Origin of the sequence: Bradyrhizobium yuanmingense (assembly GCF_025200905.1) — a bacterium.
Lineage (GTDB): Bacteria > Pseudomonadota > Alphaproteobacteria > Rhizobiales > Xanthobacteraceae > Bradyrhizobium > Bradyrhizobium yuanmingense.
The window spans coordinates 24,535-37,714 of the sequence record NZ_CP104173.1; the positions used below are offsets into that span (position 1 = coordinate 24,535).

Sequence of the window (13,180 nt, forward strand, 5' to 3'; positions counted from 1 at the left end):
AGTAGTACTTTTGAGGCTTTAAAGCCGTGGGCGAATAAACCACAGGTTGGTCTGGTCCGTACATGGACCTTCGCCAAGTTTTCGCCACCAACCTCAGGCGCATCCGGCATGACCGGAAGCTGTCCCAGGAGCGGCTGGCTAACGATGCTGGGGTGGACCGGGCTTACCTGAGCCGGGTCGAGAGGGCCGTGACCTACGTGGGCCTGGAGATCGTCGAGAAGCTGGCCAAGATCCTGGACGTGGACCCGGCCGAGTTCTTTCGGAAGCCGCCCGGTCCCGGTGTCCGCCGGAAAGCCCGCTGAGCACTTTCCGGCCCCCTTCCAGCTCACCAGGCCTTGGGTTGAGATCGGACCAATCCCGCCCCGTCCCGGCTTACCCTGGCCCTTCCTCCGAGCTGGGGATGACATCCAGGCTGTCGAAGCCCTCAAGGCTGAATTTGAGTTGCACGTCCAAGCGGATCGTTGCCAAAATCGGTCGGACGGGTTCGTCGCGTCGCAAGCTATCCGGGTGTTGGGCGCGGACGAGCAACTTCAGCCGAGGCGGCGACCGGTATATGACAAGACGTGCAGGAGCTCATTTGCGGCAGCAAGTCGCGTCCAGCATTTCCGGCTTATTTCAATGCCGCAGGTGGCTGGACGTGTGCGCTCCTGAGCTTGGGAGATCGAACCGCCGCGGGAGCAATGTGTGTCCGGTGGAAAGTCCGTCCAGAGTGGAGAGCTCCGGCGTGGCCGGGCGGGCGAATATCCGGTGCAACAAAGGCGAGACGGGCCGGGGAGCGCTACTGCTAACCAGCCCGCCTGCATGGTCAGGCAGCCTTGCGGGACTTACCAATGGCACCGGTCTTGGCCGCCTGGCTAAAGTGATCATCCAGCTCCCCAGCCCGGACGGCTCCGATCAGGGCATCGATGACGGCCGGCAGCTTGTCCTTGGCGCCGACGACGATGCCGGCCTCGCCCTTCTCAAACTCAATCGGCTTCGAACCGAACTTGACCGACATGATCACCTGTCCGCTCGCGTCGGTCTTCCACCAGGGCCGAACTGCCTGTTGCTTAGTGGTGGCCTGACGCTCGCCATTGACCTTGGTCCAGCGCTGGACGGTTCGGATGTAGTTCGGATCGGACAAGAGGAGCTTCTGCTCCTCCAGCTTGGCGATGAATTTGGTCCGGCGCATCTGGACCGGTTCGTTGGCAGCCTTGGGCAGAGCGGTGAACGATAGAGACTTGAGGATCGGCATGCGGGTTCTCCATTGTTGGATAAACCCGCCCGATCCTAACTGCCGGAGAGTACATGTACATGCAGATGGCGGTTCAACAACATACGCCGGAATTATACCGGTATCTTTGCCGCTAAGGCACCCAACTCTTAAATTGGCGACGCGCAAACCTAAACAACCTGGGGGCTACCTATGCGAGTGTTATGAACACGAGGCGGTTGCTGCTTGCGCGGCGCAGGCAATAACTGATAATAAACAATGGTTTAATTAGATCTAGCCGGTCCTTAGGTGCAACTTTTAGGATTTGAACCAGTCAGGCGTTTGAATTTGTCAGGCGTTTGAATTTGCAGCGCGTCTGGGCCGGCGGGCATTCGATCCTCCGGTACCGATCAGGCCTGCTATAGGCTGAGGAAGCCTTGCTACGTCAACGTGCAAGACTGGGAATGGGGGAAGCGTATCTAATGCTTGGACTGACTCTACGAGAAGAATTTCGGGGTAGGCGTCTCAAGGGCACGGCTATTGAACTCTCCAACGACCAGCACACTGGCGCGACGCAGATCGCGGCCAAGCAATTCTTGGAGATCACCTACCCCACCCACGATCTGCTGAAAGGCATTGAAGCCGTTGGCCCCAACCAGGGGCGTCCGGTGGTGGTTATCGGCGAACGCGGGCTCGGCAAATCACACTTGATGGCTGCGCTCTACCACGCGGTGACAGACCCGGCGTCGACCCGGGCATGGCTCAATGCTTGGGCGACTACACTGGCCGAACCGAAGATCGCCAAGATCGCGCTACGCGAGGGGATGCACGTCATCGGCGAAAGCCTGCATCGCCATCGCTACAAATTCCTGTGGGATGTGTTGTTCGAGAACCATCCGCACGGCAACTTCATCAAAGGCAAGTGGGATGGCCAGGCCGATTCCAAGACAGAAATTCCTTCCGACAAGCTGATCGTCGAGTTGTTGCAGAACAAGCCCACGATGCTGCTGCTGGACGAGTTCCAGACGTGGTACGATGGCCTCACCAATACGAAGCAGTATCCCTGGAAAAACTGGGCTTTCAATTTCATCCAGATTCTTTCGGAGATCGCCAAGGATCGCCCCGACTTGCTGGTGCTGGTGATCTCAGTGCGCAATGGTGGCAGTGACGCCTACCAGCAGGTGCATCGGGTCAACCCAGTCGCGGTTGATTTCAAGGCAGGTGGCAGTGCCGAGCGTATCCAACAGGATCGCCGCCGGATGCTGTTGCATCGACTGTTCGACAATCGTCTGCACATCGCCAACGGTACGATTGAGTCACTGGTTGAACAGCACGTTGCTGAATCTTTTCGTCTGCTCCATGTGCCGCCCGCCGAGCAGGATCGCAGGCGCCGAGAATTCATCGAATCGTGGCCCTACACGCCGCATCTGCTGCGCCTCCTCGAAGAGCAGGTTTTGATTGCCACAGACGCGCAAGAAACACGCGACTTGATCCGCATCCTTGCCAATCTCTACAAGAGCCGTGGCGAAGCCGTTCCGGTGCTCACCGCAGCCGATTTTCGACTGGATGACGACGCCTCAGGTATCGGTGCGTTGCTGGAAGCCGTGGCCAACCAGCACCACCGCACATTACGCGAAAAGGCGCAGCAGAACATCATTTCGGTGCGAGAGGCGCGACCCGACTACGCCAGCATTGTGCCGCATCTGCAAGAGATCGTCAGCGCGTTGTGGCTGCGCTCGATTGCCATCGGCAATCTCGCCGGAGCCGAACCGGCCACGTTGCAACTGGACATTACCCGCGACAAGCCTGTGGATGATAATGCCTTCCAAGTGGAGCTGGCAACGATCGTCGACAACAGCTTCAATATTCATCCAGATGACACCAAGCTGCTCTTCCGTGAAGAAGAGAACCCGCGTGCCAAGCTGATGGCGTATGCACGCAATGACAAGCTGTTCGCTGATGGCTCTGATCAAGCTCAGCTCGCCAAGCAAGTGCGCTACGTTATCGGCGGCGCCGATGAGGTCGCCAAGACATTCCGCGTGATCGCATTGCCAAAGTCTTGGGCCAGCGATCCGTGGACTTCCCTTGATGAATCCGAGCAGCCCGAGAAGTGGGACGACCGTCTGCCCATTCTCGTACTACCAGAAGAGCCGGATAAGCTCGAGCTAACGCTAGGCCGTTGGCTTAAGGATAAGTTGCAGAAGCGACGCAACACCGTGCGCTTCTTGCTGCCGCGCGATGGTTCGACAAACGCCTTTCTGGATCGTGACCTGCTCATCCTCGCACGTGCCGAGATGAAGGCTCTAGAATGGAGCGGACAGAGCCCTGAATACAAGAAGCTCCACAAGGAATTCGAGAACGCTCTGCGAGACAATCTGAAGAAGCGGTTTGATCGCTTCGCTGTGCTCTATCGTTGGAATTTTACCGACCCAGTGCAATGCAAATTCAGCGTCGAGCGTCTGGACAAGCAGGGTTCGCAGATTCCCGAGGCTGTCGAAGAGGCGCTGACCAGCGATCTGTTCGTGCCAGAGGACTTCGAAGAACTCGTGCTGGAATTTGCCAACAACAATGAATCGGTCGGCAAGCTGCTGCGTGAGTTGCAAGAGCCTCGCCCCACCGGACAGGACTGCATTCCGTGGCTAGGCGAAACGGCGATGAAGGAACGCCTGCTGCGCTTGTGCGCGAAGGGCAAGATTGCAATCAATGTGCGCGGCATGGAGTATCTGCAAACCCATCCCGGTGAGGATGAGGAAACCGCGTGGCGGCGTCTGCGGCCCAAGCTTTCCCTCACGGGCCGCCACCTCGACGACGTGTTTGTGATGCAGCCCTCCGCGGTGCCGGCCACCGGCGGCTCCACGCCGCCTGCGCCATCGCCAACTGGTGGTGGGCTGTTCGATGGCGATGGTGCCGCGCCGCCTACGCCGCCCGCCCCCGGAGGCGATACGACCTCTGGTGCTTCGCCAACCCCTACTCCGGGCGGCATCTTCGGCGGCGGGACCCCAACTGCCAAGCCGCGCGTCGCTCTGTCCAATCCGCCTACTTCGCCGCTCAACTTGATCGGCAAGATCGAAGGCTGGGGTATCGGCCCGGCCACCAAGGTTGCCGAGGTATTGATCAAAGTGCCAGCCGCCACCGGAGCGCAGCTCAAGGACCTCCTCAAGAAGTTGCCCGAAGGCATGACCTTCGAGCTGAATCTTGAGAAGGAGGACGATTGATGTCGCTGACCGCCAGCGCGCTGCACGCCCTGACGCAAGGCTCAAGCGACGATGCTTGGCGCGTCATTATCAACCATACAGTCGAGATCGCTTCGAAACCGTTGGCTGTAGGCAACGCGCCCAGCGAAGTCGTCAAGCGCGACCGAGAGATCGGCGAGCTGGACCTGTTCCTCTCCTCCTGCGGATGGGATTTGTGGCAAGCTTTCGGCGACAGCGTCGAGCGTACGTCGAATCGTTTGGTGCGCTGGTGGGCCGAGCCTTTCAGCGCTAAGGCGGTCCTGATCCTCGATGGACTTTCTTTGCGCGAACTGCCGTGGCTGTTGCAGGGCGCAAAGGCGCGCGGTCTTAACCTGCATGAGGTCAGCGCCAACGCTTCCGAAGTGCCCGGTGAAACCAGTGAATTCGCCCGCGCGCTCGGCTTTGGGAGCCGCAGCAAGCTGCAGAACAACGGCGGCGGCCTCACACACAAGCTGCAACCAAGCTGGACCGAATCAGTGGATTTGCCATGGAAGGACTGCGAACCCCTGATCGGCAGCACGCCGAACCAAATCTTCTGGCACCATTGGCCAGATGCCAAGCTGCACGACGGCTCTGGCGCAGGTCAAGGGCTGGAAACGCTAACGAAGGACGTAGCTGAGCAACTTTCCAGTGACGATTTCTGGTCCTTTGTGGAACGTCTGGCCACCGGGCGGCGGCTGGTCATCACGTCGGACCACGGCTACGCAGCCACCGGCTACTTCCCTGATGCTGATGGCGAGGTCGGCCAGTTCCTCAAGCAGACTTTTTCCAGCGGACGCAGCAAGCCGGGCACCGGAGACGCTGGCCCCTTCGTGCCTCCTGTCGCGTTGCCGATTAGCAGCCCGCACGGCGCGTGTTTGTTGGCTGTGGGTCGCAGAAAGTGGCGTAACCAGGGGGGCTATCCAACGCTCACGCACGGCGGTCTTTCGCTGCTTGAAGTGCTGTCTCCTTTCCTCGAATTGACTAAGTAAGGATCGCGGCCGATGGCCACCAAGAAAGAACTGCTCGCACAAGAGGTCGCCAAGGCCGTCGGTACAAGTAAGGCCGCAGCACTCGCTACGGTCGATTTCAACGACCCGAACCGTCCGAAAACTTGTCTGGAAGTTGATTTCCCACTCTCTCAGATAAACACAATTGCTGGCCTAGAAGCGTCGTCGGGGGCATTAAAGAAGCCAATCTATCAGATGTCGAAATGGTGGGCGCGGCGCCAATCGAGTGTCTTTCGATCGATGTTGATTGCTGCGGGCACTAAGGCCCCAGAAGATCAATCCTACGCGGCGAAACTGGTGTGGGACAATTACTATGCCAATCATCAAAAGCGAGGTGCGTTCAAGCACCTGAAGGTGGCGGACATCTTCATGGGCGGCGGTACGACCCTAGTCGAAGGTGCTCGCCTAGGAATGCAGATGTTTGGCAACGACCTGAACCCAGTTGCATGGTTTGTGGTGAAGCAGGAACTCGCCGACGTCGACCTAGAAGAAGTGAAGCGGCTGCTCGACGACATCGAAGCGGAGGTCAAGCCGCAGATCATGCCGTACTACTACTGCGACGGCCCGAACGGCGAGAAGGGCAAATGGACGCACGTGCCAACCAAGCGTGTGATGCCCGCCGACTTCGATCCACTGAGCCTCACCAAAGAACAACGGCGCGAGTACAGCTATGAGGGTCCAGAGATTATCTTCACTTTTTGGGCCAAGCACGGTCCGTGTCAGGTGACGGGCTGCGGTCACCGGACACCGGTAATGACAAGCCCGGTAATGGCGGTGAAGACGCTCACGGTCAAATATTGGGAGCACAGCTGCAGCAAGTGTGGCCAAGAATTTCACGTTGAGGAAGAGCCAGCTCGGATCGCTCCGGGTGTGCCGCTCTATGTCGGCCCCTCGGAACACGCATTCTCGGTACTCGACCGCAAGAAGGGGGTAGTCTGTCCGCACTGTGGCCATATGGCTCTAGTAAACCTCGGCAAGAGTCAGAACAAAAAAGTTCAACTGAGCGTGCTCGTGCATCCGCAATGGTTGGATGGGAGTGCGAGACAGAATGCCGATGGTAAGGTACTTGGAGGCTCGCCACAGGATAGCGCGGCATCGACTGAACTTTGGTTCATGGAGCGAGCATCCAGAAATCGGCTCCTTGAGGTCCGTGGGGTCTTGCCAGAAGAAGTGACCTGCCCGGAGACAGGAGTTACTTTCTTAACTGGGCAGGCTGGCGGCACGGTCCCGAGAAGATCGACCTTCGCGTGCAGAAAATGCGGGACCCTTCAGGATCTCTTGGAATCGGTCCGGGCGTCGAGAAACGCTGCTCCAGTCGCCCCCTATGCAATCCAAGCCGTCAGGCCATCACCATTTGGCAACAGCGATTCGTCTGGACAGAGATTCTTCGCTCAGTTCGACTCAGATCGAGCCGAGCAATTGGCTGCGGCTGCTGCTGAATGGGAAGAGCGAAAGGCAACGGATTTATCCGGCTATTGGCCTACGACTGAGATACCTGAGGGCGTGACCACCACTGTAAAAGATGTCCTTCCTAACGGACATGGGTACACTCATTGGTGGACGCTTTTCAATGCTAGGCAGCTTTTGGTGTTGTCATCACTCCTAAGAGCTATCGAATCTGTTGGGACGTACAGCTCGGCCTCTAGAGAGTTTGTACTTGGCGCGTTCCAGCAATTTCTAAGATGCAATACTATGCTGAGCATCTGGCATGCTCAGAACAACCAAATTTCGGCGGCCCTAAGCAATTCAAACTTCAACACCAAGAACACATCCGCCGAGCCGAGTGTGTTTGGCCCTGTTGGTGACGGAAGTTGGCGCTCAGCGATTGGTGGGCTAATTGACGCGCTTCAATGGAAGCAGCGCCCTTGGGAGCTCGCAAGCATTCAGCAACTGCAAGACAAATATGGAATCGTGGCTCCATCGGGAGCGGGAAAATCAATCAAGGTGTCATTGAGTGATCTGGTTAGTCAGGACGTTGAGATCAGCAACGGCTCGTCCACCGACTTAGGCGGAATAAAAGACAATCTATTCGACTTGGTGATAACCGACCCGCCCTTTGGCGACAATATTCAGTACGCGGAGTTATCGGACTTTTTCTATGTTTGGATAAGGTGCCTCCTCGCAAAGAAATATCCTGACAAGTTTACGAGCGCATTGACGAATAAGTCCCTTGAGGCGGTGACCAATGTCTCAAGAGAACCTGCAGACGCAGACACCTATTATCAGAGATTGCTAACTCAGTGTTGGCGGGAGGCCCGACGGATTCTCAAGCCCGGCGGTGTACTTGCATTTACATTTCATCACAGCGAAGACGAGCCGTGGGTTGCCGTATTAGAGTCCTTATTTGACGCCGGCTTTTATCTTGAGGCTACTTACCCCGTCAGATCGGATGAAAGTAAGGGCGATAAGGCGCAATTCGGATCGCAAAAGATTGAGTACGATATCATCCACGTCTGCCGCAAACGCACTGAAGAGCCCAAGCCGGTGAGTTGGGGCCGAATGCGCCGCGAGGTGATGGCCGACGTACAGCAGTTGCAGGGTCTACTACAAAACCACGCGAAGGAGGGCCTGCCAGCTGCCGATCTTCAGGTCATTCGGCGGGGCAAGGCACTGGAGTACTTCTCGCGCCATTACGGCAAGGTGTACGTGGATGAAGGTCGGCTCATTTCAGTTAAGGATGCCCTCATCGGCATCAACCAACTCATCGACGAGGACGGGGAGAAGGGTAAGGAGCCGCCGCCGGTCGATGTCGAGCCGATCACGCGCCAGTTCCTGCGAACTTTCGGCAACGTCAGTGAACTGAAGCGAGATCAGTTGCAGAAGTTTCTCAAGGGCTCCATCACTACGCCTGACGAGTTCGTGCAGCGTGGCTGGTGCGCGGAGAAGAATAAGGTCTACACTCGCACGAACCCGCTAGACTTCGCGCGCGAGTGGTCGGGCAAGCATCGCCGCCGCTTGATATTTGATCTCGATCAGGCGCTCGTGCTCTTAGGCGCCTGCTTCGAAGGCAGCGGCATCAATGCTTCCGACACTCTGAAGAACGAGAACTTCAAACCTCATATTGCTCTCAAGCCGTTGCTTGAATGGTTCATTCGCAACGGACCGGATCAACCAACCCGGAACGCCGCCTCCCGCGCTGTGTCTATCTACAACGCTTGGCAGGGCAGTCAGGTCAGACCCACGCAGGGCTCCTTGTTCGAGGAGTACGAGCTATGAGGCAACTCTTGGACACCGTGTGGCAACGGCGGGGAACTAGTTGGGTGTGGGACGAGGAAGCGCGCAATCGGGTATGTGCGGCGAGCGAAGTCTGGAGCTTGCGCCAGTTTCTACGCACGGCCGGCGCGCCCGGGGTGCCGCGAAGCTGGCCGGATGAGCTGCCGAGCAATGGACGCAGGACTCTCGTGGTGGCCGGATTAGACGGAAGCCTGGACCTTCTCACACATGCAGATGCCGAGTTGTGGCTGAACGATGCGATCAAGCCAGCCATTCTATCCTTTCAGGATGAGTACGAAGGCGATGCGGCTCTAGTCTTTTGGCTGCCTACGGGCCACAACCGCATCAAAGTGCAAGCATCCACCGACGCGGTAAGCTGGCTTTGCCATGCGCCACACGGCTATCAGCTCGACTTCGGCCGCATCTTGTGGGGCGAGGCCAACGAGTACCCGCAAGAAATCTTGATGCAGCTGGGCGGCAAGCCAGCCGGTTTGTTCCATCTCCGGATTACGTAAAGGCGGCGCGTGACGGCAGACATTCGTTTTCATCCCGGCGAGCGCATCACCCATCCCGAATACGGCCAGGGTGTCGTCCTCGACCCGGTAGGTGATGGCTACCTGCGTGCTTTCTTTGGCGTCGGCGAGCGTCGGGTGCCTGTGGCTTCGGTGCGGCGCGAACTCACGCGCACCGAACGCATCCTTCGCGCTGTTGAGGGTGGCGCGGATCGGGGACGTAAGGCGTGGTTGTCCTATGAGGCGCACGCGCTGCCGTTGATGGAAAGCGCTTCGGCCCTGACCTCGGCCAAAATCGACTTGTTACCCCATCAGGTGGTGCTAACCCACCGGGTAGCTACCGCGTCGCCCCGACGGTACCTGATCGCCGACGAGGTGGGCTTAGGAAAGACCATCGAAACCGCGCTCATCCTGCGCGAACTCGCCAGCCGGGGCGAGCTGAATCGAGCACTGATGGTGGTGCCTGCGGGCCTCGTAAATAATTGGCATCGCGAACTGAACGAGGTCTTCACCTTAGATTTCGAGATATTCGGCTCTGAAGGCGACATCACGGATCGCAAGACCAATGCTTTCGCTAAGCACGACCGATTGATCGCCAGCATCGACACCCTGAAACGCCCGGCACGCATCAAGCGCCTGCTGGACGCGCCGCGTTGGGATCTCGTGGTATTCGACGAAGCGCATCACCTGACCGCCTACCGCACCGGCGGCAAAGTACGCAAGACCGAGAACTACAAGTTGGCGGAAGCGTTGAAGGATCACTCACGTGACCTAGTGCTACTTTCCGCCACGCCGCACCAGGGCAATCACTTCCAGTTCTGGATGCTGGTGCAGTTGCTAAACCCGACGCTGTTTCGTGGCCCTGAGGAGATGGTGGAGAACCGCCACCGGCTCAACACGGTCATGTTCCGCCGGACCAAGGCCGACGCATGCCAGCCTGATGGTTCGCCGCTATTCGCACGTCGTTGGGTTCACACCGAATCCTTCCTCATGGCGCAAGGGGAACGCCTATTCTACGAGAAGCTGCGAGAGTACCTGGAGGATGGCTTCGATCTTGCGCGCCGCCAGGGAAGCCAAGGACGTGCGTTGGGCTTCTTGATGGCGATCTTCCAAAAGATCGCAGCGTCGAGCTTCGCCGCCGTGCGCCGCACGCTGAAACGTCGCTTGCTGATGCTCACGCTGCACGAGGCGCTATTACGCGATAAGGAACTGAACATCGAAGACCGCGAGCGATTGACCGAGGAAGCGCGTGAGCTGATCCACGAGGAATTTGGTCTGCCACGTGACAACGTCGGTCGCATCGAGGTGGATCGCGCGTTGGCTGATCTGAAGTACCGGCTCGTCAAGAAGCTGGACGAAGAGACACTGGAGATGGCCTCCGATCCTTACGGCAGCGAATATTCGGCCACCCACGCGGAAGAAGCCGCCTCGGCAGCGGTGAACCTCCATCTGCCTGAAGAACGCTTGCGTATCGGTGACCTACTGAGCGTGTTCCCGCTACAGCGGGAAACCAAGATGCAGAAGCTACTCGATGGATTGGGTACGCTGTGGAGACAGAATCCGAGCGAGAAGATCGTGATCTTCGCCACGTACCTAGGCACGGTCGACATGATCGCCCGCGAGATCGAGCAGACCTTCCCCGGTCAGGGCGTGGTGGTGTTGCGCGGTGGCGACCACGGAGCCAAGGTGGCGGCCGAGCGACGCTTCCGGCAGAAGGATGGTCCGCGTGTGCTAGTTTGCACAGCGGCAGGACGCGAAGGCATCAACCTGCAGTTTGCGCGAATCCTGTTCAACTTCGATTTGCCATGGAATCCGATGGATATGGAGCAGCGAATCGGGCGCATCCATCGCTACGGCCAACGCGACACCGCACAGGTTTATAATCTCGTTCTCTCGGATACCATCGAAGGACGCATCTTCCTCCTGCTGGACGAGAAGCTGACCGAGATCGCACGCACGGTCGGCAAGGTGGATGAACAAGGCAACGTGGCGGAAGACCTGCGAGCACAGATTCTCGGGCAGTTGTCCGAGCGGTTGAACTATGACCGCCTGTATCAGGAGGCGCTTTCCGATCCCGAGCTGAAGCGCACGCAGGTAGAATTGGAAGCGGCACTGTCGAATTCCCGCGAGGCGCGGCAAGTGGTGTTCGATCTATTCCAGGACCTCGATGGTTTCAGCCTGGACGACTACAAGCCTTTCTCGGACGTATCGTCCGGTCTGGATCGCTTGGTGCGTTTCCTGTCGGCTGCGGCTGCAGATCGCCAGCAGAAGTTGGTTAAGGTGGACGACGCGACTTATGACCTAGTCACCGAGGAAGGCACTCGCCGTGCGCGCTTCACTTTGAGCCGCGAAGCTGCGACGAATCGGGACGAGCTGCAACTGATGGGCTTGGACCACCCGTTGGTGCAGGAGGAGCTGGGGCGTTGGCGCAACTTGCCACCAGAGAATCTCGGTATCGCGGTGTCGGGTGAGGTTGACGGGCAGGTGCTGCTGTCGCTCTGGATGGTTGAGATATCCGCTGGTAATGGCGAACGCCGTGTCGTGGTACAACCAATCGCGGTCAAGCAGGATGGAGGGCGTGTCCCGGCGGTCGAACGGTTGTGCGAGAAGTACTTTCAAGCCCAATCGGCTGTCCCTATCTTGCGGCCGGAGCAGCGGTTCGACCTGTTTACACGCGCCGTCGAGCCGACTCTACAGCGAGAGTTGAAGCACAAGGGTTCAGCAAACGGCAACGGTAGCTATTCGGCCGAGCTGATAGGGTACGTCGAGATCATCGATAAAGTTGTTCAACGCGATCGGCTCGATTAGAGACCGGCCGGAGACAGGCTGTGGCCGGATACAACCACTATGCGGACTGCACCTGCGGATGGTGCGTAAACTACGGTCGCCTATCGTATTCCGACCGCGCGCGGCTGGTGTCCGACATGCACCGGCGCGACGCCAAAAATCTCTTGAAACGGGAGTCGGCTAGGTCGATAGCGGCGTGTTACGTCAATCCGAACGCGCGTTGTCCCGAATGTAATGCCAGCGTGTATTTTTACGCAAACGAACACGGCAGCCGCGTGTTTTTCGACCACCTGGGTCCGCCCTGGCCCAAACACCCCTGCACAGACATCCCGAAGAATTACGTACCCAAGGATCGGTCACCGCAACGGCGCGCCCGCGGGGCAGTGCAGGAGTTGATTTCGGCTGCCAACGTCGTCGGCCTGTTTGACAACAAGGTGTTCGGCCGTCGAGCCCCCGACGAATGGACGGTGCTCATCGTACTCTTGGTGGACCGCATCGGCGATGAGAACGCCATCACCGCGGAGTATCTCGACTCAAGGGACGGAGAAACTACGACGTTCGCTTGCCGCTCCGAACTCCCGATCTTTGATGCGGGCGACTTCATCAACATGAGAGGGGACGAGATCTCTTTCATACACAAGGAAGCGCTGAGGCCGGTCTTCTTCCGGATCGGTGGAACGGTGACGATCCCTGCCTCGCCGGCGGAAGAGGCGAGGGGGGCGCCGCCGCCGCCGGGCGCGTTGCAGCTTGGACGACCTCGTCTCATCCCGGCGGGAGGCAAAGGGCTAATCGAGGACGCGCGAGGCCCGATGACCGAAGCCGAGATGATCCACTTCAATTCGGACAAAGTCGACCTGGGAAAGCTGTTCGGAAAGTTGGAGCCGATCGTTCGGGCCTACGCCCGCGAGCACACGCGCAAGCCCTGGGACGTCGCACGTCGCCTGAACGCCGAGGGCCACCGGACGGCGAACGACGCTCGGTGGACACCACGCCTGGTGCGCTTCCTGCTTGCGCTGATGTTTAACGAATCCAAAAGCAGTAGGTCGAACAGGCTGCAAACCAAGTCGCAATCTCTGCCGAATCAGCATGGCTCCGAAAGGAAGCTTCCGCCGGTCGCGATGGACGACAAAGGCGAGATCGCGAAGCGCCTATCAACGCTAGGGAAAGTGACGGTCAGGCGGAGAAACTGAGCACAAATCCATTGCCATCGCTCTTTGATGTGCCAATTTGCTGGGATATGAGAAGGCTTGGGCT

Annotated in this window: 8 protein-coding genes; 7 read left to right on the forward strand and 1 reads right to left on the reverse strand. The window is 58.5% G+C overall.

Features of this window, described 5'->3' with window-relative positions; all coding sequences use genetic code 11:
* Positions 1 to 62: 62 nt before the first annotated feature.
* Positions 63 to 302: a helix-turn-helix domain-containing protein gene (locus N2605_RS00110; RefSeq protein WP_260345492.1), complete on the forward strand. Its 240-nt coding sequence runs from the start codon at positions 63 to 65 to the stop codon at positions 300 to 302.
* Positions 303 to 805: 503 nt separating this feature from the next.
* On the opposite strand, the gene N2605_RS00115 is transcribed toward N2605_RS00110, so the two are convergent.
* Positions 806 to 1,234 carry a DUF6641 family protein gene (locus N2605_RS00115; protein WP_260345494.1) on the reverse strand — a complete coding sequence of 143 codons (429 nt, stop codon included), beginning with the start codon at positions 1,232 to 1,234 and terminating at the stop codon, positions 806 to 808.
* 440 nt (positions 1,235 to 1,674) lie between these two features.
* Between N2605_RS00115 and N2605_RS00120 the strand changes: the two genes are divergently transcribed.
* From N2605_RS00120 to N2605_RS00145, 6 genes are read left to right on the forward strand one after another with little or no spacing between them, the layout of a single operon-like run.
* Complete coding sequence (locus N2605_RS00120) at positions 1,675 to 4,407, forward strand: nucleoporin FG repeat-containing protein (RefSeq protein WP_260345495.1); 2,733 nt, start codon at positions 1,675 to 1,677, stop codon at positions 4,405 to 4,407.
* Positions 4,407 to 5,396, forward strand: a complete 990-nt coding sequence (locus tag N2605_RS00125) for a hypothetical protein (RefSeq protein WP_260345496.1) — start codon at positions 4,407 to 4,409, stop codon at positions 5,394 to 5,396. Before N2605_RS00120 ends, N2605_RS00125 begins: the two co-directional genes overlap by 1 nt.
* A gap of 12 nt (positions 5,397 to 5,408) precedes the next feature.
* The gene (locus N2605_RS00130; protein WP_260345497.1) at positions 5,409 to 8,630 is read left to right on the forward strand and encodes a DUF1156 domain-containing protein; all 3,222 of its coding nucleotides are present in this window, start codon (positions 5,409 to 5,411) and stop codon (positions 8,628 to 8,630) included.
* A 44-nt stretch (positions 8,631 to 8,674) separates the two neighbouring features.
* Positions 8,675 to 9,142: a hypothetical protein gene (locus N2605_RS00135; RefSeq protein ID WP_260345498.1), complete on the forward strand. Its 468-nt coding sequence runs from the start codon at positions 8,675 to 8,677 to the stop codon at positions 9,140 to 9,142.
* Positions 9,143 to 9,151: 9 nt separating this feature from the next.
* Entirely contained in the window at positions 9,152 to 11,947 is a 2,796-nt protein-coding gene (locus N2605_RS00140; RefSeq protein ID WP_260345499.1) for a DEAD/DEAH box helicase, read from the forward strand.
* A 20-nt stretch (positions 11,948 to 11,967) separates the two neighbouring features.
* On the forward strand, positions 11,968 to 13,116 hold the full coding sequence (locus tag N2605_RS00145; RefSeq protein WP_260345500.1) for a hypothetical protein: 1,149 nt from the start codon (positions 11,968 to 11,970) through the stop codon (positions 13,114 to 13,116).
* The last annotated feature ends 64 nt before the right edge of the window (positions 13,117 to 13,180 follow it).

What these genes read in the sequence shown, in the direction of transcription:
- N2605_RS00120 (WP_260345495.1), top strand. Translation starts at nt 1,675, where the DNA reads ATGCTTGGACTGACTCTACGAGAAGAATTTCGGGGTAGGCGTCTCAAG.
- N2605_RS00115 (WP_260345494.1), bottom strand. Translation starts at nt 1,234, where the DNA reads ATGCCGATCCTCAAGTCTCTATCGTTCACCGCTCTGCCCAAGGCTGCC.
- N2605_RS00125 (WP_260345496.1), top strand. Translation starts at nt 4,407, where the DNA reads ATGTCGCTGACCGCCAGCGCGCTGCACGCCCTGACGCAAGGCTCAAGC.
- N2605_RS00130 (WP_260345497.1), top strand. Translation starts at nt 5,409, where the DNA reads ATGGCCACCAAGAAAGAACTGCTCGCACAAGAGGTCGCCAAGGCCGTC.
- N2605_RS00110 (WP_260345492.1), top strand. Translation starts at nt 63, where the DNA reads ATGGACCTTCGCCAAGTTTTCGCCACCAACCTCAGGCGCATCCGGCAT.